The sequence below is a fragment of the Phyllobacterium sp. NPDC097923 genome (assembly GCF_044760925.1).
GTDB lineage: Bacteria > Pseudomonadota > Alphaproteobacteria > Rhizobiales > Rhizobiaceae > Phyllobacterium > Phyllobacterium calauticae.
Genome location: NZ_JBIWBL010000005.1, coordinates 43,241 through 68,111 on the forward strand (window position 1 = coordinate 43,241; position 24,871 = coordinate 68,111).

Annotated in this window: 27 protein-coding genes; 17 read left to right on the top strand and 10 right to left on the bottom strand. The window is 60.4% G+C overall.

All coding sequences use genetic code 11. The features are described 5' to 3' along the window. Positions 1 to 91: 91 nt before the first annotated feature. Positions 92 to 679, bottom strand: coding sequence for a TetR/AcrR family transcriptional regulator (locus ACIQWS_RS20565; RefSeq protein WP_403183850.1), 588 nt, complete (start codon positions 677 to 679; stop codon positions 92 to 94). A gap of 107 nt (positions 680 to 786) precedes the next feature. Here ACIQWS_RS20565 and ACIQWS_RS20570 point away from each other — a divergent pair, with 107 nt between their 5' ends. Then, positions 787 to 1,851 (top strand): NAD(P)-dependent oxidoreductase, encoded by a 1,065-nt coding sequence (locus tag ACIQWS_RS20570; protein WP_403183853.1) that lies wholly within the window; start codon positions 787 to 789, stop codon positions 1,849 to 1,851. 72 nt (positions 1,852 to 1,923) lie between these two features. After that, entirely contained in the window at positions 1,924 to 3,441 is a 1,518-nt protein-coding gene (locus ACIQWS_RS20575; RefSeq protein ID WP_403183856.1) for a helicase HerA domain-containing protein, read from the top strand. A gap of 20 nt (positions 3,442 to 3,461) precedes the next feature. Here ACIQWS_RS20575 and ACIQWS_RS20580 read toward each other — a convergent pair whose 3' ends face one another. Together ACIQWS_RS20580 and ACIQWS_RS20585 are read right to left on the bottom strand one after the other, a co-directional pair. Further along, the gene (locus tag ACIQWS_RS20580; protein ID WP_403183858.1) at positions 3,462 to 5,369 is read right to left on the bottom strand and encodes a DUF3857 domain-containing transglutaminase family protein; all 1,908 of its coding nucleotides are present in this window, start codon (positions 5,367 to 5,369) and stop codon (positions 3,462 to 3,464) included. A gap of 144 nt (positions 5,370 to 5,513) precedes the next feature. After that, positions 5,514 to 6,212: an HAD family hydrolase gene (locus tag ACIQWS_RS20585; protein ID WP_403184208.1), complete on the bottom strand. Its 699-nt coding sequence runs from the start codon at positions 6,210 to 6,212 to the stop codon at positions 5,514 to 5,516. Between the two features lie 149 nt (positions 6,213 to 6,361). On the opposite strand from ACIQWS_RS20585, the gene ACIQWS_RS20590 reads away from it, so the two are divergent. The 4 genes from ACIQWS_RS20590 (at position 6,362) to ACIQWS_RS20605 (ending at position 9,652) form a co-directional block, all read left to right on the top strand. Beyond that, positions 6,362 to 7,273 carry a lipid kinase gene (locus ACIQWS_RS20590; RefSeq protein WP_403183860.1) on the top strand — a complete coding sequence of 304 codons (912 nt, stop codon included), beginning with the start codon at positions 6,362 to 6,364 and terminating at the stop codon, positions 7,271 to 7,273. 124 nt (positions 7,274 to 7,397) lie between these two features. Then, positions 7,398 to 8,225 (top strand): transglycosylase SLT domain-containing protein, encoded by an 828-nt coding sequence (locus ACIQWS_RS20595; protein WP_403184211.1) that lies wholly within the window; start codon positions 7,398 to 7,400, stop codon positions 8,223 to 8,225. Positions 8,226 to 8,653: 428 nt separating this feature from the next. Next, positions 8,654 to 8,869, top strand: coding sequence for a cold-shock protein (locus tag ACIQWS_RS20600; RefSeq protein WP_105732051.1), 216 nt, complete (start codon positions 8,654 to 8,656; stop codon positions 8,867 to 8,869). A 366-nt stretch (positions 8,870 to 9,235) separates the two neighbouring features. Further along, entirely contained in the window at positions 9,236 to 9,652 is a 417-nt protein-coding gene (locus ACIQWS_RS20605; protein ID WP_223612596.1) for a BA14K family protein, read from the top strand. Positions 9,653 to 9,707: 55 nt separating this feature from the next. Here ACIQWS_RS20605 and ACIQWS_RS20610 read toward each other — a convergent pair whose 3' ends face one another. The 3 genes from ACIQWS_RS20610 to ACIQWS_RS20620 all read right to left on the bottom strand — a co-directional run bounded on the left by ACIQWS_RS20610 (position 9,708) and on the right by ACIQWS_RS20620 (position 11,840). Then, on the bottom strand, positions 9,708 to 10,352 hold the full coding sequence (locus ACIQWS_RS20610) for an MBL fold metallo-hydrolase (protein ID WP_403183863.1): 645 nt from the start codon (positions 10,350 to 10,352) through the stop codon (positions 9,708 to 9,710). A 107-nt stretch (positions 10,353 to 10,459) separates the two neighbouring features. Beyond that, positions 10,460 to 10,771 carry a hypothetical protein gene (locus ACIQWS_RS20615; RefSeq protein WP_346304952.1) on the bottom strand — a complete coding sequence of 104 codons (312 nt, stop codon included), beginning with the start codon at positions 10,769 to 10,771 and terminating at the stop codon, positions 10,460 to 10,462. Positions 10,772 to 10,949: 178 nt separating this feature from the next. After that, positions 10,950 to 11,840 (bottom strand): branched-chain amino acid aminotransferase, encoded by an 891-nt coding sequence (locus ACIQWS_RS20620; protein ID WP_346304964.1) that lies wholly within the window; start codon positions 11,838 to 11,840, stop codon positions 10,950 to 10,952. 361 nt (positions 11,841 to 12,201) lie between these two features. On the opposite strand from ACIQWS_RS20620, the gene ACIQWS_RS20625 reads away from it, so the two are divergent. The 3 genes from ACIQWS_RS20625 to ACIQWS_RS20635 all read left to right on the top strand — a co-directional run bounded on the left by ACIQWS_RS20625 (position 12,202) and on the right by ACIQWS_RS20635 (position 14,949). Continuing rightward, on the top strand, positions 12,202 to 12,705 hold the full coding sequence (locus ACIQWS_RS20625; RefSeq protein WP_403183865.1) for a MarR family winged helix-turn-helix transcriptional regulator: 504 nt from the start codon (positions 12,202 to 12,204) through the stop codon (positions 12,703 to 12,705). Between the two features lie 62 nt (positions 12,706 to 12,767). Further along, entirely contained in the window at positions 12,768 to 13,478 is a 711-nt protein-coding gene (locus ACIQWS_RS20630; RefSeq protein ID WP_403183868.1) for a response regulator, read from the top strand. Between the two features lie 175 nt (positions 13,479 to 13,653). Then, a complete protein-coding gene (locus ACIQWS_RS20635; protein WP_374042724.1) occupies positions 13,654 to 14,949 on the top strand; it encodes a sensor histidine kinase in 1,296 nt (431 codons plus the stop codon). 3 nt (positions 14,950 to 14,952) lie between these two features. Here the strand turns inward: ACIQWS_RS20635 and ACIQWS_RS20640 are convergent, their stop codons facing one another. Continuing rightward, positions 14,953 to 15,264, bottom strand: a complete 312-nt coding sequence (locus ACIQWS_RS20640) for a ribbon-helix-helix domain-containing protein (RefSeq protein ID WP_223612590.1) — start codon at positions 15,262 to 15,264, stop codon at positions 14,953 to 14,955. A 230-nt stretch (positions 15,265 to 15,494) separates the two neighbouring features. On the opposite strand from ACIQWS_RS20640, the gene ACIQWS_RS20645 reads away from it, so the two are divergent. The 3 genes from ACIQWS_RS20645 to ACIQWS_RS20655 all read left to right on the top strand — a co-directional run bounded on the left by ACIQWS_RS20645 (position 15,495) and on the right by ACIQWS_RS20655 (position 18,173). Further along, the gene (locus ACIQWS_RS20645) at positions 15,495 to 15,890 is read left to right on the top strand and encodes a VOC family protein (RefSeq protein WP_403183871.1); all 396 of its coding nucleotides are present in this window, start codon (positions 15,495 to 15,497) and stop codon (positions 15,888 to 15,890) included. A gap of 87 nt (positions 15,891 to 15,977) precedes the next feature. Beyond that, positions 15,978 to 16,553: a gluconate 2-dehydrogenase subunit 3 family protein gene (locus ACIQWS_RS20650; RefSeq protein ID WP_346304962.1), complete on the top strand. Its 576-nt coding sequence runs from the start codon at positions 15,978 to 15,980 to the stop codon at positions 16,551 to 16,553. 48 nt (positions 16,554 to 16,601) lie between these two features. After that, positions 16,602 to 18,173, top strand: coding sequence for a GMC family oxidoreductase (locus ACIQWS_RS20655; RefSeq protein ID WP_346304961.1), 1,572 nt, complete (start codon positions 16,602 to 16,604; stop codon positions 18,171 to 18,173). 72 nt (positions 18,174 to 18,245) lie between these two features. On the opposite strand, the gene ACIQWS_RS20660 is transcribed toward ACIQWS_RS20655, so the two are convergent. From ACIQWS_RS20660 to ACIQWS_RS20670, 3 genes are all read right to left on the bottom strand, one after another. Next, complete coding sequence (locus tag ACIQWS_RS20660) at positions 18,246 to 18,584, bottom strand: tRNA-binding protein (protein WP_346304960.1); 339 nt, start codon at positions 18,582 to 18,584, stop codon at positions 18,246 to 18,248. A gap of 31 nt (positions 18,585 to 18,615) precedes the next feature. Further along, a complete protein-coding gene (locus ACIQWS_RS20665; RefSeq protein ID WP_091877999.1) occupies positions 18,616 to 19,116 on the bottom strand; it encodes a YbjN domain-containing protein in 501 nt (166 codons plus the stop codon). A gap of 487 nt (positions 19,117 to 19,603) precedes the next feature. After that, on the bottom strand, positions 19,604 to 19,927 hold the full coding sequence (locus ACIQWS_RS20670) for an accessory factor UbiK family protein (protein ID WP_346304959.1): 324 nt from the start codon (positions 19,925 to 19,927) through the stop codon (positions 19,604 to 19,606). A 162-nt stretch (positions 19,928 to 20,089) separates the two neighbouring features. On the opposite strand from ACIQWS_RS20670, the gene lgt reads away from it, so the two are divergent. The 5 genes from lgt to ACIQWS_RS20695 all read left to right on the top strand — a co-directional run bounded on the left by lgt (position 20,090) and on the right by ACIQWS_RS20695 (position 24,761). Beyond that, positions 20,090 to 20,941, top strand: coding sequence for a prolipoprotein diacylglyceryl transferase (gene lgt, locus ACIQWS_RS20675; RefSeq protein WP_403183876.1), 852 nt, complete (start codon positions 20,090 to 20,092; stop codon positions 20,939 to 20,941). Continuing rightward, on the top strand, positions 20,938 to 22,020 hold the full coding sequence (locus tag ACIQWS_RS20680) for a class I SAM-dependent methyltransferase (protein ID WP_403183879.1): 1,083 nt from the start codon (positions 20,938 to 20,940) through the stop codon (positions 22,018 to 22,020). The genes lgt and ACIQWS_RS20680 overlap by 4 nt, the downstream gene beginning before the upstream one ends. Positions 22,021 to 22,086: 66 nt before the next feature. Beyond that, positions 22,087 to 22,884 (top strand): peptidoglycan editing factor PgeF, encoded by a 798-nt coding sequence (gene pgeF / locus ACIQWS_RS20685; RefSeq protein WP_403183880.1) that lies wholly within the window; start codon positions 22,087 to 22,089, stop codon positions 22,882 to 22,884. Next, positions 22,884 to 24,035, top strand: a complete 1,152-nt coding sequence (locus ACIQWS_RS20690; RefSeq protein WP_346304956.1) for a Xaa-Pro peptidase family protein — start codon at positions 22,884 to 22,886, stop codon at positions 24,033 to 24,035. The genes pgeF and ACIQWS_RS20690 overlap by 1 nt, the downstream gene beginning before the upstream one ends. A gap of 69 nt (positions 24,036 to 24,104) precedes the next feature. Then, the gene (locus ACIQWS_RS20695) at positions 24,105 to 24,761 is read left to right on the top strand and encodes a hypothetical protein (RefSeq protein WP_403183882.1); all 657 of its coding nucleotides are present in this window, start codon (positions 24,105 to 24,107) and stop codon (positions 24,759 to 24,761) included. Positions 24,762 to 24,871 lie beyond the last annotated feature (110 nt).

The window sequence follows — 24,871 nt, forward strand, 5'->3', positions numbered from 1 at the left end:
ATAGTTCCCTGCAATCCTCAACATCCCTCATGGTGAGCTTCCTGAGCTTGTCGAAGGGCGAACCACGCAACACCTCGATGCAAATCCGGTATCAGTTGGCCACCCATTGCAGGATCAGCGATCCCAGGGCGGCGGATGCGGTGGCTTCGTCAACGCAGCCGCAGGTCATTTCCCGGGAAATGGCCTCGGCTGCGCCGATGATACCGACACAGCGCAGGCGCAGATCATCGGCAGAAAGTGCCGAATAGGGTGCCAGCGCGGTGCGGTAGAGATCGACATAGCCGTCGATCAGCGCTTTCTGAAATGCTTCCATCTCCTCATCGCCCTTGAGCGCGGCGGAGATGGCGTGCCATTCCGGGCCTATGGAGCGGTAGCAGGCCATATAGGCCTCGCTCATCAGCCGGGCGACGCTCGCCAGTTGCTTCGGTGCCTGTTCCAGCGCCGCCAACAAATCATCGACCTGTTGCTGGTCCAATTGCTGATACAGCGCGATCAGCAGGCCGGAGCGTGTGCCGAAATGCTCATAGGCAATCGGCTTGCTCACCCCCGCGCGCTCCGCCAGATAGCCAAGCGTCAGCGCATCGGTTCCCTGTGTGCGAACGATCTCCAGCGCCGTTTCCATGAGCTGCTCCCGCCGCTGGGCTTTCGGCATTTTCTTGGCGGCTGTGGTCTTGCTCATGCGGATTCCCTTTTTCACCAGATTAGCAATCCAACCCCTTGACTTGCAATCGCACGCCCATATATTACTAAAGGTAACTTACTTATAGTAACATGAAGGGAATTCCCATGTCCACAACCATTGCAGCCCCTGTCCTCATCATTGGCGGATCCGGTATCGTCGGTTCGCAAGCCGCACAAACCCTGCGCAAGCTCCACCTGGATCTGCCCATCGCCATCGGCGGACGTGATCTGGCCAAAGCAAAATCCGTCGCCGACACTCTCGGCGGTGCCGAAGCGGTTTCCATTGATCTTGACCGGGCCGATCTCGGCCAGCCCGCCGGCAAGGCCTTCAGCGCCGTCGTGCTGTTCGTGAAAGACGAGACGCTCAACAGCTTGAAATTCGCGCAGGCGCGTGAGCTGCCTTATCTCAGCGTTTCCAGCGGAGTGTTCGAAGTCGGCCCCGAGATGGCGCATTACATCCACAAACCCAACAGTTCGGCGATTCTCATGGCCAGTACATGGCTGGCAGGGTCGGCCACCTTCCCCGTGCTTCAGGTCGCCCGAGACTTCCGCCGGATAGACGAAATCACGATTGCGGTGGTGCTGGACGAGCAGGACATGGGCGGGCCGGCCGCCTTTGCCGATTTCGAACGGCTGACACAATCCGCCCCCAATCCGCTGGCGCTCAAGAACGGCAAATGGCGCTGGGTCACGGGCGCGGAAGCCACCCGCAGTTTCACGGATATCGACGGTAAGCAGATCGAAGCCAGCGCCTATTCCCCCTTCGACGTCCTGAGCCTTGGCGTTGCCACCGGCGCGCACTCCATCCGCTTCGACATGGCGTATGGCGAATCGGCCAGCCGCCGCCGGGGCAAACCCTTTTCCACCGAGATCGTCATAGAAATCAGTGGCGAACTGAACACCGGCAAGCAGACGACAACCCGCCTGGATATCGTCCATCCGCAGGGTCAGGCACCTCTGACTGCCCTCAATGTGGCATTGGCGGTGGAACGCCTGCTTGGCCTTTCCGGCGGGGAAAAGGTGGCACCGGGGCTGTATTTCCCCGACGGGCTGATGGAACCGGATTATGTGGTTGCGCGGATGCAGGAGTTCGGCGCGGTGTTGCGCCGCACCGATGCGGAAAACCATCTGTGGGTTTCCGGGGAGAAGCGGCATATCGCTCGCGCATGAGCGGAAAAGGAATGCTAAGGAGGTCCGCGCGCGTTTGACCGTGCGCGGAATCACCACCGGTCTGGAGAAGCAATGAAGGTCGATATCGACATGGGAGCGGCGCCCGCAGGCGCAAAAGCCATGCTCGACCTGGAAGAGCTTCTGGCCACGCGCCTGCTGGTGCAGGGCAATTCCGGCTCGGGCAAATCCCATCTGCTGCGCCGCCTGCTCGAACAGAGCGCCCAATGGGTGCAGCAATGCGTCATCGATCCGGAAGGCGACTTTGTCACCCTTGCCGACAAATACGGCCATGTGGTCGTCGACGGCGCCCGCACCGAGAATGAACTGACCCGCATTGCCGCGCGTATCCGCCAGCACCGGGTGTCCGTGGTGCTCGATCTCGAAGGCCTCGATGTCGAGCAGCAGATGCGCTGCGCGGCGGCCTTTCTCGGCGGCCTGTTCGATGCCGAGCGCGACTACTGGTATCCAATGCTTGTCGTGGTCGATGAGGCGCAGCTGTTTGCCCCGGCTGTTGCCGGCGAGGTCTCCGACGAGGCGCGCAAGCTGTCCCTTGGAGCCATGACCAACCTGATGTGCCGCGGCCGCAAGCGCGGACTTGCCGGGGTCATCGCCACGCAGCGGCTGGCCAAGCTGGCCAAGAACGTTGCCGCCGAAGCCTCCAACTTCCTGATGGGCCGCACCTTCCTCGATATCGACATGGCCCGCGCGTCCGACCTGCTCGGCATGGAGCGGCGGCAGGCCGAACAGTTCCGCGATCTGGCGCGCGGCCACTTCGTTGCCCTCGGGCCCGCGCTGTCGCGCCGTCCGCTGCCGGTCACCATCGGCCCGGTCGAAACCTCCGCCCGCTCGTCCAGCCCGAAGCTGACACCGCTGCCGCAGCAGGCCGACGACGCGCATGAGCTGATCTTCACGCCGGCGCCCGAAGAGCGGCGCCCGGTCGTGCGGCGCGCGCCCACGCCGCCGCCACCCACCCCAACGGCCGACATCCTGGCGCAGTTGACCCAAGCCAAGGCAATGGCCGAAGCGGAAGCGCCCGCCCTGACGCTGTTCCCGGAAATCGACGAAGCCGAACGCAGCGCGCTGATCGATGCGGTCATGCAGGAAATGCTGGGCGACCCGGATGCCGGTTTCCGCACCGACGCGGTGCTCTATCAGGATTTTCTGGTGCGCTGCCGCATCCGCCGCGTCCCCGGCGACGCGTTGTCGCTGCCCGCCTTCCGCCGCAAGCTGGCTGTCGCCCGCGCCGGCATCGACGGCGAGACCGCGCAAAGCGAGCCGTGGCAGCAGGCGCTGGAACTGTCCAAGAGCCTGCCCGATGATGTGCAGGGTGTGTTCTTCATTGTCGCGCAGGCGGCGGTCACCGGCAATCCCTGCCCGTCCGATGCAACGCTTGCCCGCGCCTACGGCACCCATTCCGCCCGGCGCGCCCGGCGGCTCCTGACCTATTTCGAGGAACAGGGACTGGTGGTCGTCCGCACCGATTTTGCCGGAAACCGCGTTGTCGCCTTCCCCGATCTCGGCTGCGAGACAATGGCGGGCGACCCCAACGGTCCGGATGACGGCGCGCAGGACCAGCACGCCGCCGAGTAAGAGGCCTGCTCCGTTTCCGATCAATCGCTGGCGGGTGCCAGCAGAACTTTCCGCTGCAGATCCTGGCGCACCTTGCCCACAGCCTCCGCCATCTGTTCCACATCTTTCGGCGTGCAATAGCCCCGGTCGATGGACATGACGTAGTGGCGTCTTGCGTGAATTTTCTGTCCCTCCGCCGCATAGGCGGCATCATACCGGATGGGCCCTTCGGCCAGCGACACGGATTTTGGCAGGGAGCGGACGCCGACACCTTCCGGAATGGTTCCATCATAGGTGTCGTCGAGCTCAACGGCCGCACAGGAGGTTGCATAGAGCGGTTCGGGGCGCTCCATGGCAAAGCTGGTCATGTCCGGTATGGAGTAGCCCAACGCCAAGGGGGGCGTGATGGCAAACGCCTCGGGACCGGACAGATCGAGGCCGGTCTGATCGACGGTGAAATCGATATCGATCTTGTAATCCCGCGCATCGCTTTTCGGATCGTCCGCCGTGTAGCTGCCCTTGCCCTTCAAGCCGTTGCGGGCAAGAAGCTGCTGCACGAGACCGGCACGCTGCAGGGGATCGACGCCCGCGACGGCGCGGCGCCGGTCAATCGATATGCCGCCCCGCGAAATTTCCACAATCCTGCCTTGCAGCGATCCATCCATGTTGAGTGACCAGGTCGTGCTGGTGGACAATGAATTCTCCGGCGCCGTCATGGCGGGCGTTGTGCGGACGCCCGTCAAGCCATCCACGTGCAAGACAGCTTTCGACGACAGCCAATAGCCTTTCAAACCGAATGGCAGATATTCGGCCGTGGAATCGAGACAAAGATCAAATTCCGGCACATAGGTAATGATGTGATCGAAATAGCCCGGCAGCGCTTCAGAGGGCAGACTGAACAGATCGCCCGAAGCAATGAGAGCGCCATGGCTTTCAATCCCCCTGGCGCGCAGAAGCGCTTCGAGCAGGACAACGTGGTCCTTGCAGTCGCCATAGCGGTTTCGCAGAATGTCCCCGGCCGGATGCGGCACGTAGCCCCCTTGTGCCAGATACAGGGCGACATACCTGATATTGCCGCGCACCCAGTTATAGATCCGCTGCGTCTGCTCGCGCCGGCCGGGAACATCTTTCGTCAGTTCGTCGGCAAGCGCCTGAATCTCCGGCGTTACCGCAAGCTTGTCGTCGGCGCGCGCCCGGTAGGCCTGGGCGATGGCATTCCAATCGGCAAAACTCGTAACGATGATATGCGGACTGTTTACGAAGACGTCCGCCTTGCCGTGGTCAAGCGGTCTGGTGTCGGGCTGGGCAAAGCTCCAGCTCCAAACGTCGTCACCCTTTTCATCCGTCGCCCGCACCTCGTTCATCGCCAAGGCTTCACTGCGCAGATCGAGGGATTTCGGAGCCTTCAACACCAGCGTGTAGGCAAGCACCCGTTCGTCCGGAGCAAAAGAATCCGCATAGGCAAAATGCCCGGGAAAATCCGGTTCCCTCTGAATTTTCCGCACCCGATAGTGAACGCTGTCGCCAATCTCGATGTCGGGGAAAATAATGGTCTTTTGCTTGCTCGTGCTGAACACCGGCTGCCCCGTCGCCGCCGGGTCCTCCTGCAGCCGGATCTGATCCGGCTGCACCTGGATGCGCCGCCCGTCCGCCTTGATGGTTTCCGCCTCGATGATGTCAAGGCTTGCCAGCTGATCGTTGAAGCTGAATGTCTTTTTCGCAAAACTGTCACGGCCGCTGGCATCAAGCAGCCGGCGCGTTGTCTGCCACTCCACGGTGTAGCTGCCATCCTTCTCAACCGTGATAACATCCGAAGCGGAGATGTATTCTTCCTTCACCACCGGCACTGCATCCTGTGCATGGGCCTGCTGCTGCAAGGCAAACAGCCATAAAATGAGGAGGCCCAACCGTAGCGTTCCAAAGGGAGACTTCATAAAAATAAACGACATTATGACTCCTATAAATTAATGTTATTACGTAACTAATATTGAATATTCTCAAAAACATATATGGATGTCCGCACGGGACACCCCTCAAGGCAAATTCCTCGGGGAAACAAACCATATCCCAAGCCTGACAAACTTGGAAAGGCTCTAGCCGAGTTCAGCCAGCAGCGGTGCGAGATCGCCGAGATGGTCGATCTGGCGGAAGCGCGGCTCCGCCACCGGCGCATCCACATGTTCGAGCACCCAGGTCAACGCATGCGGGACATAGATGCCCCAGCCGCCGGCCTGAATGGCCGGAACCACATCCGATTTCAGCGAATTGCCGATCATCATGCTGTGCTCCGGGCCATCGCCATGGCGGCTGAAAATCCGCTCATAGGTGGCTCGGTCCTTGCTGCTGACGATTTCAACCGCATCGAAAAAATCGCCAAGGCCCGATTGCGCCAGCTTGCGCTCCTGATCGAAGAGATCGCCCTTGGTGATCAGGACCAGCCGGTAGCGCCCGGCCAGCTGTTCCAGCGTGTCCTGCACATGCGGCAGGGTTTCGATGGGATGACGCAGCATGTCCCGCCCCGCCGCCAGGATTTCGCCGAGCACGGAAGACGGTATCTTGCCATCCGTCACCTCCAGCGCCGTCTCGACCAGCGACAGGGTGAAACCCTTGATGCCGAAGCCATAGAGATCGAGATTGCGCCGTTCCACCTCCAGAAGCCGGTCCGACAGGTCGGGCACATCCGTGTGGGGAGCAAGCAGCGTCTCGAAATGCTTTTCCGACAGGCGGAAGAACTGTTCGTTTTCCCAGAGCGTATCGTCTGCGTCAAAACCGATGGTGGTGAGGGAGGTCATTCTCGAACTCTCATGCGTTGCCGAAATGGTGATCCCAGCTGTGTAGCGCTTGCCACCGGCAAAATCCACCAGCCGGGGCATGACGTTGCCTTGTTTCGCCACAAATCAAACCCCACCTGCGGCGGACTGCAAACCGGAGCACCAGCCTGTTGACCCAAGCCAAACCGCCACGACGCGCCCTGTTTATCGTCAATCCCAATGCGCGCAGCGGCCGGAAGCCGATCGATCCCATCCGCAAGGCATTGGAAACCGGCGGGCTGACGCTGGTCGATGCGTCACCGGATAAGGACGAATCCATCTCCAACCTCATCAGGCGCATGCAGGATGCATGCGATCTGGTGATCATCGGCGGCGGTGATGGCACGCTGAACGCCGCCGCTGCCGGTCTTGTCGAGACCGGCCTGCCACTGGGTGTCCTGCCATTGGGCACGGCCAATGATTTCGCCCGGACGATCGGCCTGCCACCCGTCCCGCTCAAGGCGGTGGAACTGATCCTTTCCAGCGAACCGCGCCCCATTGATCTCGGCGAAGTCAACGGCAACCTGTTCTTCAATGTTGCCAGTATCGGCTTCAGTGCCGAACTGGCCGCGGAATTGACGGAAAAGGCCAAGAAGCGCTGGGGCAAGCTCGGCTATGCCATGGTTGCGGCCCGCCTCCTCGCCCGCTCCCGGCTGTTCACCGCCTATGTCGAGCATGACGGCTCGGTCGAAACAATCCGGACAATGCAGGTTTCCGTCGGCAATGGCCGCCACTATGGCGGTGGCATGACCGTAGAGGAAACCGCGACCGCCGACGACGGGCGGCTGGATTTCTACAGTCTGGAGGTGGATCACTGGTGGCGGTTGCTGGGTCTCCTGCCCAGCCTGCGCAAAGGCACCCACGGCCGCTGGGACGATGTGCGGGCCTTCCAGACCACGCAAGTCACCATCAAAACCAGTAAACCGCGCCCCGTGAACACCGACGGCGACCTTACCACCTGGACCCCTGCGCATTTCCGCATACGGGAGAAGGCAATCCGGGTCTTTGCTCCGGCAACACCGGCCAGCGCAGCTTCTGTCTAGATCGACAGCCTCTCCAGACTTTCCTCTGCAATTTCTCTGTGCTTTATGCTCATCAGTGGAATGCGTGACGAATGGGGGCTGAGTGAACGCGCTTTGTAAGATCGCTCTGGGGGCATCACTCACCTTGCTGACCGCATCGATTGTGCTTGCGGCCGATAACCCGTCCGTACCGGCACCGCCGCAACCGCCCGCCCCGACCGTCAGCCAGATATGCGCCGCCATCGCCACCCAGGCCGACGGCCACGGCGTGCCGCGCGACTTCTTTGCCCGCCTGATCTGGAAGGAAAGCCGCTTCGACGATCAGGCGGAAAGCCCGGTCGGCGCGCAAGGCATCGCCCAGTTCATGCCGGGCACCGCCCGGGAGCGGCAACTGGCCAATCCCTTCGATTTCGCCCAGGCGCTTCCGGCATCGGCGGCGCTGCTCAAGGACCTGCGCGCCACCTTCGGCAATTGGGGACTGGCAGCGGCCGCCTACAATGCCGGACCGACACGCGTGTCGAAATGGCTGTCGAGCGGCGGTTTCCTGCCACTCGAAACCGAAGACTATGTGCTTGATATCACAGGGCGTCCGGCCGATGATTTTGCGGCGGGCGCGGAGATCGGCGCCGCGCCGCTCAATGTCAAACTGGGCTTCGATGCCGCCTGCCGCCAATTGCCGGTTGTCCGCTCGGCGACGATCTCCATGGCGCAGATCAAGCCGAAACCCTGGGGCATCCAGATTGCCGGAAACTTCCGCCGCTCAGCCGCCGTGAACCAGATGGAACGGCTGCGCCGCGCCTTTCCGGCCATCCTGAACCAGCACGAGCCGGTCATCAGCCGCTATCGCACGCCGATGGGCCGGCGCGGCATCTATGCCGTGCGCATCGGCGCCGATACGCGCGGCGAGGCCAATGCCATCTGCGCCAAGCTGCATGGCGCCGGCGGCGCATGTATTGTTCTGCGCAACCGCTAGAGTTAGAAGCCAAAATTTGACCATTTGGACAGTTTTATGCGGCGTCACTACCGCATACAACCTCGAATTGCGGCGGCCCGCGCGGTTAATACATGGGTTGCAGGCAACGATTTTGCGCGGCGAAGTATGTCGGCTGCACAGCTGTTCGATATAGTCGCCTAAACGATGGAAAAACTTTTGCTTGCCAAAAAACACTTATTCTAGCAGTCTCAAAGCGTTCGGGCATCTGCGAACACTGGAAGACTGGAAGAACGGCGCGCCGGAACCGCAAGAATACCGGGTCGGGAGAAATCCCGGCAATGATCGGCTCCTTTCCTGAATTCGAGAACTGCCTGCATGATTTACGCCGGATGTATCTTACAAAAGGCGGCACTACCAATCCCGCAAGCCCGGAGGGGAACGCGGTAAGTAAGGAAAAGGAACGGAGCATGGCACAGACCGGTACGGTCAAATTCTTCAACAGTGAAAAAGGCTTTGGCTTTATCAAACCGGATGATGGCGCAGCGGACATTTTTGTCCATATCTCCGCCGTTCAGGCATCCGGCCTCACAGGTCTCGCAGACAATCAGAAGGTTTCCTTCGATACCGAGCCTGACCGTCGTGGCAAAGGCCCCAAGGCCGTCAACATCACGGTTACGGAATAATTCAGGCGGCGTAAGCCGCTTCGGGACCCCCGGACACGCCCGGGGGTTTTCCCTGAAAGTCCACCTCCCCGGTCGCGGCGATGGCTGCGCGTCCGTAAAGCGGATGCTTTGCGTGGAAATTCCCCCCAATTATCCAATTTCGGCACCCTTCGCGCGTTCCTTGCCATGGATTTGCTGATATTATGATGTCGATGTGCCTTTCCCGCATGGGATGCAGGGAACGAAAGTGCCCGCTTTCCGTTCAGCTTGCATTCATTCTGGAACGTTTAAAACACACATCACGGCTGGCGCCCCCACTGAAAGTCCAGCCCAACACGATCAGGCGGTTCCAAAAGTTCCGCCAAGGATGCTTCAAAGGAGGCACAGATGTTTAAAGGTATGAAAATTGCCATTCTTGCGACGGCAGCTTTTGCAACGATCGCCGTTCCGCTTGCTTCGTCGGCATCGGCTGATGATTGGGGCTGGCGCCGTCATCATCATCGCGGCGGTGGCGATGCACTCGCAGCCGGCGCTATCGGCCTTGCCGCAGGTGCGCTCATCGGCGGCGCACTCGCCCAGCCACGCGAACCCGACGTGATCTATCGCGACTACGATGATCGTCCCGTCTATCGCGCCGCGCCGGTTCGCGTCTATCGCGAAGTGCGCCCGGTCTATTATGGCAGCGCCCAGCCGTGGTCACGCGCCTGGTATCGCTATTGCGCCGACCGCTACCGCTCTTTCAATCCAGAAACCGGTACGTTCCGCGGTTATGACGGACGTGCATATTTCTGCAACGCCAACTGATCGCTGATCAGCCGGATTGAAAAAAGGCCGCCGGATCGCTCCGGCGGCCTTTTTGTCAGGTCAGGAACGGATTGGTGCGGCGCTCTTCGCCGAAACGGCCGCCGGGGCCATGCCCGCAGATGAAGCCGATATCGTCGCCAAGCGGAAACAGCTTGTTCTTGATCGAGTTGATCAGGGTCTCGTGGTCGCCACCCGGCAAATCCGTGCGGCCGACCGAACCGTTGAACAGGACATCGCCGACATGCGCGAACTTGGCGGCCCGGTTGTAGTAAACCACATGGCCCGGCGCATGGCCCGGACAATGCAGCACCTCGAACACATGCGACCCGAAGGACACCGTATCGCCATCCGCAAGCCAGCGGTCCGGCGTGCAGTTGCGCACGCCGCTGCCCTGGATGCCGTACTGGACCGCCTTCTCCTCCATTGAATCAAGAAGGAATTTATCAGCCTCGTGCGGACCGATGATATCGACGCCGAGCGCCTCCTTCATGTCCATGGCGCCCGCCGCATGATCAATATGGCCATGGGTGATCCAGATGGCGTCGATGGTGATGCCGTTGGAGCGGATGGCATGGAGCACCTGATCATTGTCACCGCCCGGATCGATCAGGACGCCATGCTTGTCATCGCTGTCGAAGAGGATCGTGCAGTTCTGCTGAAAGGCCGTCACGGGGATAATACCGGCCTGCAATTGTCCCATTTTCTTCTAACCCTATGCTTTCGGAAATCTCGTACATCAGGCTTTAGCCCAAATAAAAAGGGCGGCCAATGGGACCGCCCTTGAAAATCGCTTGCGTCCTGTGATGATCAGGATTTGGCCAGCGCGTTCTTGATCGCACCAACGATTGCAGTGAGGATAAGACCGCCAACACCGCCACCGGCAACATTGCCGATGATTGAGCCGAGATCCAATCCCGACGATGATGCTGCGTTTGCCACGAGCTGGGCACCACCGGCGCCAAGGTATTGCGTCAAGTAGCCACCCACTAGTCCACCAACGCCGCCGGCAATCGTGTTGCCAGTCGGGCCAAGAGTCAGGTTCTTGAGAATACCGCCGACAATATTGCCGCCGACAGCCCCTGAGATCAGTTGGATGATGAGAGGAAGAAGTGCACCCATAATTGACACCCCGTCAACGTTTCGCGTCAGACTCATGCCTGACACTGGCATGTTGACTAAGTTTTGGGCAATGTCAAACCGGTTGATGCCTCAATAAAGAGGTATCAACCGGTTGTTTTCGTTAGCAAGCTTGCAGTATCGGGCTGAGCGCGCCTTATTTGCGCTCTGATACTGCGAGTTATTCAGCCGCTGCTTTCTTCGGTGTTACTTCGGCGGCGTAATCGTTCATCAGGTTGATCGCGATCTCGCCAACGGTGAAGCGGTGTGGCCCGATCTCCGAAACCGGCGTCACTTCCGCAGCCGTCCCGGTCAGGAAGCACTGTTCGAAACCTTCCAGTTCTTCCGGCATGATCGCCCGTTCGACAACCTCATAGCCGCGGCGCTTGGCCAGCTCGATGACCGTGCGGCGGGTGATGCCGTCGAGGAAGCAATCCGGCTTCGGCGTGTGAATGACACCGTCCTTGACGAAGAACACGTTGGCGCCGGTGGCTTCGGCCACCTGGCCGCGCCAGTCGAGCATCAGCGCGTCCGCATAGCCCTTGGCTTCGGCGGCGTGCTTGGAGATCGTGCAGATCATGTACAGGCCGGCGGCCTTGGACTTGGAGGGAGCCGTCTTCGGATCCGGGCGGCGATATTCCGCCATATCCAGACGAATACCCTTGAGCTTCTGCGCCGGGTCGAAATAGCTTGGCCACTGCCAGATGGCGATGGCCACGTTGATCCTGTTGTTCTGGGCCGAAACGCCCATCGACTCACTGCCACGCCACGCGATCGGGCGCACATAGGCATCCTGAAAGCCCTGCTTGGCAAGGAGCTTGCGGCAGGCATCGTTCAGTTCTTCGACCGAATAGGGAATGGTGAAGCCAAGAATACGCGCCGATTCGTGCAGACGCTCCGTGTGTTCGTTGAGCTTGAAGATTTCGCCGCCATAGGCGCGCTCACCTTCAAAGACCGAGCTTGCATAATGCAGGCCATGAGTCAGCACGTGAACCTTAGCATCTGCCCAGCGAACGAATTCGCCATTCATCCAGATGTAACCTTCAAGCTGATCAAATGGTACGGATGCCATGTTTTCCTCCAGGCGTTTGATTCCTGATCGTTTGACGGGTTTGAGACGACGCCAATTGTTCCCGTTTCACAATTGGTGAACCTTGGCTCCCGACAGCGCCGCGCGTTCTTCTTGAACGTGCAAAGGACACTGTCCATTTTGAATTCCCGCCTGATCCCCGATGAAAATCGCACCGATTTTCGGATCATGCGTGGCAGCAATAGGCGTTTCGATGAGGAAAAATGTCCCGGAAACACTTATTGGCTTTTCGTTTCATTCAAAATGCGGCCAACAGCTTGCCAAAAATTATCAGCAGTCTAAAATTAAGTCAACAAGACTGACATATTATTCGGCGACACATGAATGAGAGCGGGAGCCCTGCATGAAACCTTATACACCGGATCGGCATATTGAGACAGCCCTGACCAAGGCGGATGCGCGCGAACTCGACCTCATCGAGCTGTTTTTCTTTGCCTACCGTGACTTCACCGCCGACCCGGATCTGATTCTGGAAAAGCTGACCTTCGGCCGCGCCCATCACCGGGTTCTCTACTTCATCAACCGTAAGCCGGGCATGACCGTTGCGGAACTTCTGGATGTGCTGCAAATCACCAAGCAGAGTCTCGCCCGTGTTCTCAAGCAGCTGATCGACACGGGCCATGTCGTGCAGATACCCGGCCCGCGCGACCGGCGGCAGCGCGAACTCTATCCCACCATGAAGGGCAGAGAACTCGCGCTTGAGCTTGCCGCACCGCAATCACGCCGCATTGGCAGTGCATTGGAGCAAATCGGTCTGGCTGACCGGGCCGTGATCGAACATTTCCTCAAAGCGATGGTCAATCCGGGCCAAAGGCAACAGATCGACAGTCTGCCACAGGCAGGATAGTTTATGCCGGATAGGGACGTCCGGGGACCAAGGGCGGGCGCCAATGCCCGGAGAGAGAAGGAATGATTTTGGTGAGTGAAGAACTTCCGCTTTCAGACGATGCGCCGCACCTGCTCATTGTCGACGATGACACCCGGATTCGAAACTTGCTGTCGCAATATCTGACCGGCAGCGGCTTTCGCATTACGGTGGCTGCCAATGCGGACGAGGCCAGGCGCAAGCTTGCCGGCATTGACTATGATCTGCTGATCCTCGATGTGATGATGCCGGGTGAAAGCGGCGTGGCCCTCACCCAGTCCCTGCGCCAGGAAAAGAGCGTTCCCATCCTGATGCTCACGGCCCTGTCGGAAACCGACAGCCGCATCAGCGGTCTGGAAGCCGGTGCGGATGATTATCTGCCGAAACCCTTCGATCCGCGCGAACTGATCCTGCGCATCAACAATATCCTGCGCCGCGGCGCCCCGGCATCGCAGGCCAAGATCGAGCAGATCGTTTTCGGGCCCTATACCTTCGTCATCGCCAAGCGCGAGTTGAAGCGTTCGGGCGAACCGATCCGCCTGACCGACCGCGAACAGGATATCATGGCGATATTCGCGGCCCGTGCCGGTGAAACCGTGCCCCGGCATGAGCTGACCGGCCAGGAAGGCGATGTCGGCGAACGGACAATCGACGTGCAGATCAACCGGCTGCGCCGCAAGATAGAAAATGACCCGGCCAATCCGGTTTGGTTGCAGACGGTGCGCGGCGTCGGCTATAAATTGAGCGTGGAGTAAACGTCCCGATCCGCGGGATCAGGACGCAATAACCAATGCGCGAGTGGGCACCGATCATATGGCACAAACGGACAGTGCAAAACGCGCATTGGCAGTCAGGCAGCGGCATTGGCGCCGCCGCCGCAGCACGCTGCTCGGCCCCTGGCGGAAATTTTCCCGCTGGCTGGCGCAGTGGATGCCGAAACGGCTCTATGCCCGCTCGCTGATCATCATCATCGCACCCATGGTGCTGCTGCAGTCGGTCATCGCCTTCGTGTTCATGGAGCGTTACTGGCAGACGGTCACCCAGCGCCTGTCGACGGCCGTGGTGCGCGACATCTCCGGCATCATCGACCTGATGGACACCTATCCGCAGGACCCCGGCTATGAAAACCTCATCCGCATTGCGCGCGAGAGGTTGTCGCTCAACATCTCCATCCTGCCGCCCGACCCCTTGCCTGCACCCGGCCCGAAGCCGTTCTTTTCCATTCTTGACGAGCCGCTGAGCGCCGAGATCACCAAGCAGATCAACCGCCCGTTCTGGATCGACACAATAGGCGATTCCGATCTCGTCGAAATCCGCATCCAGCTGGAAGGCAAGGTCCTGCGGGTCTTTGCCCGCCGCAGCCAGGCCTATGCCTCGAACACGCTGATTCTCCTGGTCTGGATGTCCGGCTCGGCGCTGGTGCTGCTGGCGATCGCCATCCTGTTCCTGCGTAACCAGATCAAGCCGATCCAGCAGCTGGCCGCGGCCGCCGACAGTTTCGGCAAGGGCCGGGCGACACCGCCCGATTTCAAGCCGCGCGGCGCGGAGGAAGTCCGACGGGCGGGCGCGGCCTTCATCGTCATGCGCGAGCGCATCGAACGCCAGATCGAGCAGCGCACCACCATGCTGAGCGGCGTCAGTCACGACCTGCGGACAATCCTCACCCGCTTCAAGCTGCAGCTTGCGCTGGTCGGCCACAAGGTCGATACGGAAGCGATGGAGCAGGATATCGAGGACATGCAGTCCATGCTTGAGGGCTATCTCGCCTTTGCCCGCAGCGAGGCGGAGGAAGAAACCGGCACCTTCAACCTGGAACGCCTTTTCACCAAACTGAAAGAGGAAGGCACCCTGCTGGAGCGCGGCTTCAAGTCCAGCATTCGCGGCGAACCGGAGATTCAGGTCCGGCCCAATGCCTTCTCGCGGCTGATCTCCAACCTGGTATCGAACTCGTTCCGCTATGCCAAGAATGTCGTCGTCACCGCCGATCACCGCGATGGCTGGCTGAGCATCACCATCGACGATGACGGCTCCGGCATCCCCAAGGAGATGCGCGACGAGGTGTTCAAGCCATTCTTCCGGCTGGATGAGGCGCGCAATCAGGATGCCAGCGGCACCGGGCTCGGGCTTGCCATCGCGCTTGACATTGCCCGCAGCCATGGCGGCGATATCACCCTGGACGAAAGCCCCATGGGCGGCCTGCGCGCCGTCGTGCGTATTCCCGCCTGATCGTCAGGCGGCCCGGTTGCCGATCGGCGTCACGCAGGAGGTTTCGGCGGTTGCCTGGACACCGCGCAAATACAGCGCACAGGTGGTGCGCAGCATCGAGGCGAAATTCGGAATCTCGCCATTGGCCTGCAGGGCCTCATCGTAGAGCGTCGAGATGAAGCGCGGCGTCGTCATGTTCTGACTGACGGCGATCTCGTCCAGAAGCTTCCAGAACGTGACTTCCAGCTGGATGCTGGTGGAATGCCCGGCAATGCGCACAGAACGGTTGATCTGCCGGTAGCCTTCCGGATCCTGTTCTGCAAATACCTTACACATCCAACGAACCTCCCTTTTCTGCTTCGCCCTCAGCCATCCCCTTGATGCGCTTCATCCCGGCAGGTGAAATTTTGCGCACCGGATCGGTTTCCGGCGAAAATTATTCCGCTCTTCCGGCGGTGTGGTAGCCGATTGCCACCCATTCTGTTTTCCCGGGTCCATAATCGCCGACATGCCCTGCAACTGCAACCGAAGTTTTGCCGCGGGGCGCAACGTCAAAGGAGGTCTTTTTGGCAAAAGCCATCCATTCCATGATCCGCGTGCTCGATGAGGACAGGTCCGTATCATTCTATCAACAGGCATTCGGCCTCGAAGTCGCCGACCGGCTGGATTTCAACAGTTTCACGCTCGTCTATCTGAGGAACAACGAAACGGCATTCGAGCTTGAACTGACAATCAACAAGGGCCGCACCGAACCCTACAATCTCGGTGACGGCTACGGCCATCTCGCGGTCAGCGTCGCTGATCTCGACGCCCGGCATACCCGGCTGAAAGGTCTCGATTTCAAAATCCGTGACATTGTCGAATTCAAGCGTGAGGGCGCGCTGCTGGCCCGGTTCTTTTTCGTCGAAGACCCGGACGGCTACAAGATTGAAGTCCTGCAACGACAGGGCCGGTTCGTCTGAAACCGGCTGAACGGCGTTGGAGGACGCCATCAGCCAGCAAGGGCGCGCTCGGGGGAGAGCGCCGATAGCAAGCAAGGGAGGAAATCCATGGTAACGATATTCAACCGCAAGGCCGCGGAGCCGGGCAAATCCGGCAGCGCCGCGCAGGCGGGCCTGTCGCGGCGTGAACTGCTCAAACGGGGCGGCATGGCCAGCCTCGGCGCTCTGCTGGTCATCAGCGGCAATTCCATCATCCATCCGCAGCAGGCCTGGGGCCTCGAGACATCCAGTCTCAAGCCCGAGACCATGGCGACGCTGATCCAGCTGGCGCGCGATATCTACCCGCATGACAACATTCCGGACCGCTTCTACGCCATTGCCGTCAAACCCTACGACGCCAAGGCAGGGTCCGATCCCAAGCAGAAGGAGCTGATCGAGACCGGCATCGCCGACCTCGACAGGCGGGCCGGCAAAGGCGGCTATCTCGGTCTCGACTGGGAAGAGCACCGGTTGAAACTGCTGCGCCAGATCGAGGACACGCCGTTCTTCCAGACAATTCGAGGTGGTCTTGTCACCGGGCTCTACAACCAGAAGGAGCTGTGGCCGCTCTTTGGCTATGAAGGCGAATCCTACTCGAAGGGCGGCTATATCGCCCGCGGCTTCAGCGACATCGAGTGGCTTTGAGCCGTCTCGGCCATCGCACATTGTTCTTCAGCCTATCGGGAGGAAACCATGGCTGCACCTTATGATCTCAAGGACGACCACGTTGTCGTCATCATCGGTTCCGGCGCCGGCGGCGGTACGCTTGGCAACGAACTCGCGCAGAAGGGCATCGACGTTGTCATACTCGAAGCCGGCGCCCGGCATGAATATGAAGACTTCATCAATGACGAATGGGACAGTTTCGGCCAGCTTGCCTGGGTCGACAAACGCAGCACATCCGGCGACTGGCGGGTCGCCAAGGATTTTCCCAACCTTCCCGCGTGGATCGTCAAGTCGGTTGGCGGCACCACCACCCATTGGGCCGGTGCCTCGCTGCGTTTGCAGGAGCACGAATTCCGCACCCTGAGCCACTACGGCAAGCTCGAGGGCGCCAATCTGCTCGACTGGCCTCTCACCCTGAAGGAGCTCGAGCCCTACTACGCCAAGGCCGAGGACAAGATGGGCGTGACCCGCACCAATGGCATTGCCGGCCTGCCGGGCAACAACAACTTCAAGGTGCTGAAAGCCGGGGCCGACAAGCTCGGCTACAAGGAATGCCACACCGGCAACATGGCGATCAACTCCGCCGAGCGGGACGACCGCATGGCGTGCCAGCAGACAGGGTTCTGTTTCCAGGGGTGCAAATGGGGCGCCAAATGGTCGACGCTCTATACGGAAATCCCCAAGGGGGAAGCCACCGGCAGGCTGGAAGTCCGCCCCAATGCGATGGTGCAGAAGATCGAGCACGACAAGAGCGGCAAGGTGACCGGCGTGCTCTATGTCGACAAGGACGGCAAGCAGCATGTGCAGAAGGCCCGCATCGTTGCCGTGGCCGGCAATTCGATCGAGAGTCCGCGCCTGCTGCTGAATTCCGCCTCGACGATGTTCCCCGATGGACTGGCAAACTCCTCCGGCCAGGTTGGGCGCAACTACATGCGCCACACCACCGGCTCGGTTTACGGCGTCTTCGAAAAGCCCGTGCACATGTATCGCGGCACCACCATGGCCGGTATCATCCGCGATGAGGCACGGCATGACCCGGCGCGCGGCTTTGTCGGCGGCTATGAAATGGAAACGCTGTCGCTCGGCCTGCCCTTCATGGCGGCGTTTCTCGATCCGGGCGGCTGGGGCCGTTCCTTCACCTCGGCGCTCGATGAATATGCCAACATGGCCGGTCTGTGGATCGTCGGCGAGGACATGCCGCAGGAGAACAACCGCATCACCCTGCACAAGGAGGAGAAGGACCAGTACGGCCTGCCCATCGCCAATGTGAACTTCAGCGACCACCCCAACGACACCGCGATGCGCAACCATGCCTACAAACAGGGTCAGGCCCTCTACAAGGCCGTCGGCGCAACCCGCACCCTGCCGACACCACCCTACCCGTCAACCCATAATCTGGGCACCAACCGCATGAGCGAGAAGCCGAAGGATGGCGTGGTCAACAAGTTCGGCCAGAGCCACGACATCAAGAATCTCTTCGTCTCCGACGGCAGCCAGTTCACCTCGGGCGGGGCGGAAAACCCGACATTGACGATTGTCACGCTTGCCATCCGGCAGGCGGACTACATCGCCAAGGAGATGGCGGCGAAGACGATCTAGTTTTAGGAACTGAAAAAGCTCTGGGCGCAAAAGCCGACTTTTGCGCCCATGAATCTCATCAAGAGCTCGTATTTAGAACAGCTTGCCGCCGTTCGGCACCGGCTTGCTGATGGCGGCCAGAACAACGCCGCCCTCCTCGTCCGGAAAACCCAGTGTCAGAACTTCCGACATGAACGGGCCGATCTGGCGCGGCGGGAAGTTGACCACCGCCATCACCTGGCGGCCTTTCAGCTCGTCCAGCGTATGGTGCTTGGTGATCTGCGCGGAGGACTTCTTCACCCCGATTTCCGGGCCGAAATCGATCTTGAGCTTGAAGGCCGGCTTGCGCGCTTCCGGGAAGGTTTCCGCCTCGACGATGGTGCCGACGCGGATATCCACTTTCTCAAAATCATCAAAACTGATGGTCATCATATTCAACTCAAACAAACCGACATGCTTCAGGTCAGGCGGAACCGACCGTCTCGAACAGAATGCTATCGAGCGATTCCCGTGCTGTCGAGCCCGACCAGACAACAAACTGGAATGCCTGGAAATAGGTCTCGCAGGCATCCAGCGCACTGGACAGAAGCACTTCCACCTGTTTGCTCGTCGGTTCCGCACCGCCGGACAGAAGCAGCGACTGGCGGTACATCACCGCGCCTTCCTGGCGCCACAGATCGAAATGCCCCATCAGCAGCTGCTCGTTGATCAGCGACAGCAATCGCATCACTTCATTGACGCGCGGTTCGCTGACCGCGATGTCAAAGGCGCAGGCCAGATGCAGCGCCTCGAAATCTTCCATCCACGAGAAGGAAATCTGGTAATCGGTCCAGTTGCCCTCGACCGTAATGGCAATCTCGTCGTCCCCGGTGCGCTCGAAAGCCCATTCATTGGCATGGGCCACATGTTCAATCACATCGACCGGATGCAAATCACGCGCAATCTCTATTTCCAGAAGGCTCATCGCCATTACCTGCTCAATCGAATCTCATCTGACGCTGCGGGAGCACAGCGCACCCACCCAAAGGACACCTAACGCTTGAAAACTCACCGGCAGGCAGTACGCACCAGCCGGACCACGGATATGAACTTGTTACCCGCTGCATGACCATTGAAACGAATCATGCTGTAATTTCAGTGTATTGATGCTGAGTCCGAGCGCCAGTCCCCTTTTGGCCAAATGGCGCGAATGGGTGTGGACAGATGTTATGAAAATGATTCACGACCAGCCTTTAACTGACTCTAAGAAAACGATTTTCGGCGATTTCCACCTGTTGATAATTTCTTAAGATTTATTTTGGGGACAGTCCGAATATGCCGGATAAATCACCGCGAAACGGCGCCCGTGCGCCCCGCAGAGCGTGTCCGCGATTCCGGAGCGGTCAAAAATGCAAAAGGCCCACTGCCCGGACACGGGCAATGGGCCTGCAAGAATGCGATTCTTTTGACGGTCAGTCCTTCTTGGCGCGCGTGCCGGACGCCGCTGCCTTTGCCGGTTTTGCCGCATCGGCGGCGGGCTTTTCCTTGTGACCGACGAGCGCTTCCAGCGCTTCGATACGGGCGAGCAGCGCCGTGTTTTCGGCACGGGCACGGATGGCCATTTCGCGCACCGCTTCGAAGTCCTCGCGCTGCACCACATCCATGGTGTTGAGCAGCCGTTCAGCCTGCCCACGGAAAGCGGTTTCGACTTCGCGGCGGACGCCCTGCGCTGCACCGGCAGCGTCGGTCACGAGCTTGGCCAGTTCATCAAGAACGCGGTTTGATCCATTGGTCATGGCTGATACCTCTGTTGCTTTCCCCATCAAATAATCGCCGCGGCAGGCGATTGCAAGCGAAGGTCATAATTGCGCAAATGTTACCGGACAGGCGGCTTGACGCTGTTCCTGCCCTCGCGCATGGTCCGCGCCGATGAACCTGATGATGACGGAGTGCCTATTGTGAGCGAAATACTTGTCCCGACGATGGCCGCGATCGCATTTCCCAATATCGATCCGGTGATCTTTTCCATCGGGCCGTTCTCCGTTCACTGGTATGGCCTCGGCTATGTCGTCGGCATTCTCTTCGCCTGGTGGTACGGCAAGAGACTCATCAGCAAGCCGCGCCTGTGGGCCAACAACACGCCGCCGATGAAGCCCAACGATCTCGACGACTTCGTCCTGTGGGCTGCGCTCGGCGTGGTTCTGGGCGGACGCATCGGCTATATCCTGTTCTACGATCTGGCCCGCTACATCAGCCACCCCTTCGACATCTTCAAGGTGTGGGAAGGCGGCATGTCCTTCCATGGCGGGTTGATCGGCACCACGCTGGCGATGATTCTTTTCGCCCGCTCGCGCAAGATCACGGTGTTCAGCATGATCGACACCATCGCCGCGGGCGTTCCCGTCGGCCTCGGGCTGGTCCGGGTTGCCAATTTCATCAACGGCGAACTCTGGGGCCGCATCACGGACGTGCCCTGGGGCATGATCTTCCCGACCGGCGGCCCGTTCGTCCGCCATCCGAGCCAGCTGTACGAGGCGGCGCTGGAAGGCATCGTCCTGTTCGCCACCCTGGCGCTGCTGATCTTTTACGGCCGCAAGCTGAAGAGCCCGCGCTTTATCGGCGGCGCCTTCATCACCGGCTATGGCCTGTCGCGCATCTTTGTCGAGTTCTTCCGCGAGCCGGATGCCCAGCTCGGTTATCTCTATGGCGGCTGGCTGACGATGGGCATGATCCTGTCCGTTCCCATGGTGCTTGTCGGCCTGTGGGCGCTGCTGACCGCCCGCAACCCGGAAGTTTCCACCGGACGATGACACTGAAACAACGCATCATCCGGCAGATCGGGCTGACAGGCCCGGTCAGCGTTGCCGACTACATGGCGATGTGCCTGTTCGATCCGGATGCCGGCTATTACACGACGCGCGAACCGTTTGGCCGCGAGGGCGATTTCATCACCGCCCCGGAAGTCAGCCAGATGTTCGGCGAGCTTGCCGGCGTCTGGTGTGTCAGTGCCTGGCAGGCGATGGGATCGCCCGCCGCATTCATCCTGTGCGAGATGGGCCCCGGACGCGGCACGCTGATGCAGGACGTGCTGCGCACGGCATTAAAGCTTGCTCCGGATTTCATCGCGGCGGCACAGATCCGCATGGTCGAGATCAGCCCGCGCCTCGCGCAGATCCAGAAAGAGACACTCGCGCCATCGGGCCTGGAAATCCAGTGGCATGCGCAGTTCGGCGATTTGCCATCCGGTCCGCTGGTTCTCTTGGCCAACGAGCTGTTCGATGCCATTCCGGTCCGCCAGTACGTCAAATCGGGCGGGCGTTTCGTCGACCGGATCGTCACCGTCGACGATGGCGGCAACCTGGCATTTGCGGCGGGAAGCGGATCGATCGATACGGCGCTCTTGCCCGCCGGACACAGCACGGCACCCGATGGCAGCATTGTCGAAATTGCCCCGGCACGCAGCGCGCTGATGCAGGATATCGCCGAACGCCTGCACCGCGAGCGCGGCGCGGCGCTGCTCTTCGACTACGGCCATCTGCAGCAGGGTTTCGGCGATACGCTGCAGGCGCTGCGCAGCCATAAGCCTGTTGACGTGCTGGACACGCCGGGTGAAGCCGACGTGACCAGCCATGTGGATTTTGCCATGCTGGCAAAGGCCGCGCGTTCTGAAGGCTGCACGGCGAATACCACGACGCAGGGGGATTTTCTCATTGCCATGGGCTTGCTCGACCGCGCCGGCGCCCTCGGCCGCGGCAAGCCGGCGGCGTTCCAGGAGCAGATCCGCGCCGATGTCGAGCGGTTGGCAGGCCCCGATCAGATGGGCACGCTGTTCAAGGTGCTTTGCGTCGCGGACTCCGCCACACATTTGTTTCCATTCGAATCCATATGACGGAAGCAATTGACTTCGCGTCGATGCTCCACCACCATCCGCAGCCTTGAGAAAGAGCAATCCGGCATGATCACGTCTGAAAAACCAGTAGCGCTGCACGCTTCCCTGCTGGGGTCTCCCGAGAAAGATCGAATCGCTCACGGGTTCTTCACCCGTATCGGCGGTGTTTCCACAGGTATCTACGCCGGATTGAACGTCGGCAGCGGCTCCAACGACAACCAGGACCATGTCCGGGAAAACCGCAGGCGCGTCGCCAATGCTTTGGGCGCCGACCTCTCCCATCTCGTCACCGTGCATCAGGTGCATTCGCCCGATGTCATCACGGTTACGGCGCCGCTCACCGGCGAGCGGCCCAAGGCCGACGCCATGGTGACGGCGACACCCGGCCTTGTCATCGGTGCGCTGTCGGCCGATTGCGGCCCGATCCTGTTTGCCGACCGCGATGCGAAAGTCATCGGCGCGGCCCATGCGGGCTGGCGCGGCGCCCTTGGCGGCGTATTGGAGAACACCATCGACGCGATGATTGCGCTCGGTGCGAAACGCGACAACATCCAGGCGGTGCTGGGACCAACGATCGGCCCCGACAATTACGAAGTCGGCGCGGAATTCTATGATCAGTTCACCGGAACCGACCCGTCCTACACCCGTTTTTTCCGCGACTCCGCCAAAGAAAACCACAAGATGTTCGATCTCTGGGCTTTCATCACCATGCGGCTGGGCAATGCCGGGGTGAACGCCGCCGCACTGGAGAAATGCACCTATGCCGAGGAAGACCAGTTTTTCTCCTACCGGCGCACCACCCATCGCAAGGAACCGGACTATGGTCGCCAGATCTCGGCGATCACCATTCTAGAGGAACAATGATGGCCCTTCATTTCGAGCCCGAGGAATTTGCGGCACGCCGCGACCGCCTGATGATGGTGATGGCCGAGCAGAAGCTGGATGCCATTCTGCTCTTCGCGCAGGAGAGCATGTACTGGCTGACCGGCTATGACACGTTCGGCTTCTGCTTCTTCCAGTGTCTCGTCGTCAAGTCCGATGGCAGCCAGGTGCTGATGACCCGCTCGGCCGATTTGCGCCAGGCGCGCCAGACCTCGAACATCGAAAACATCGTGATCTGGGCCGACCGCGACAATGCCAATCCGGCAGCGGATTTGCGCGAACTCCTCAACGATCTCGACCTGCTCGGCAAACGCATCGGCGTCGAATACCAGACCCATGGCCTGACCGCCGCCAACGGCCGCAAGCTCGATGAGCAACTCGCCGCCTTTGGCCAGATCGTCGATGCATCCGGTCTTGTCGACAGGCTGCGCGTGCTGAAAAGCCCCGCTGAAATCGCCTATAGCCGCAAGGCGGCCGAACTTGGCGACGAGGCGCTGGATGCAGCGTTGAAGCTCATCAAGGCCGGTGCCGACGAAGGCGACATCCTCGCGGCCATGCAGGGCGCCATCTTTGCCGGCGGCGGCGATTACCCGGCCAACGAATTCATCATCGGTTCGGGCGAAGATGCCCTGCTGTGCCGGTACAAGGCCGGGCGGCGCAAGCTCACGAAAAACGATCAGCTCACGCTGGAATGGGCCGGTGTCTATCGCCATTACCACGCGGCAATGATGCGCACCGTGCTGACCGGCAAGGCGTCGAAACGCCATCTGGAGCTCTATGACGCGGCCCGCGAGGCGCTCGAGGCAGTTGAAGAGGCGATGACTCCGGCATCAACTTTCGGTGATGTGTTTGACGCGCATTCCCAGGTGATGGAGGCCCATGACCTGACGCGGCACCGGCTCAATGCCTGCGGCTATTCGCAAGGCGCGCGCTTCACACCCTCATGGATGGACATGCCGATGTTCTATGCCGGCAATCCGGAGCGGATACAGCCCGACATGACGCTTTTTGCCCATATGATCATCATGGATTCCGACAGCGGTACGGCCATGACATTGGGACGGACCTACCTCACGACCAATGGCGCTGCCGAGCCACTTTCGCGCCAACCTCTTGACTTGATCGTAAAATAAAACTTTTGTCAGCTTTCGTTTTTTCGAGATGGCACAACTATGGCTCATGATGGGGTTAGACCAAAGATGATGTCTCGCAAATCACTGACCTATACCTGTGTGGCGCTGGCGGCTCTTGGCCTCAGTGCCTGCAACAGCGCCGAATCGCCCATGGGCGTGACAAAGAAAGACCTTCCGGCAGCGCAAGGCACAGCTGCAGCGCCGGGAACGGTCACGCCGGGCACCACGCCCGCAACGGTGACCACCGCGACGCCGACGGCCACGGCGCCAGGGACACCCACAGCAACGCCGCAACCGGGAACCGCAACGTCCGCTGGCACCGCCGTTGCATCGGGTGCCGCGCAGCCGGGTGTGTCCCGCACGGCAAAACTGCGTTTCGCCCCGATCGTCGGCGCCCCGATTGCCGCCGCCACACCCTTGTCGCAACGGCTCTCGGCGCTGGCCAAGGCCAAGGGCATCGTTCTGGGTACGGCCGCCGATACCGACAACACGCATATCATGAAGGGCTACTTCTCCGCCCTGCCCGACGGCAACCAGACGACGATCATCTATGTGTGGGACGTGCTCGACCCTGCGGGAACCCGGCTTCACCGCATCCAGGGACAGGAAATCGTCCCCGGCAACGGAACAGACCCTTGGAGCACCGTGCCGCCGAAGGTGATGGAATCAATCGCCGACAAGGCCATCGACGGCTATCTGAAATGGGTATCCGGCGCCAAGACGTGACATATTTACGCGTTTGACGCGATATTAGCGAGGAACTGTGCATGAATCTGCCCTGCCCGCTTGCAATGTGCGTCAGGCACAGTAAAAGGCCCCGCATATCCTTCACTTGG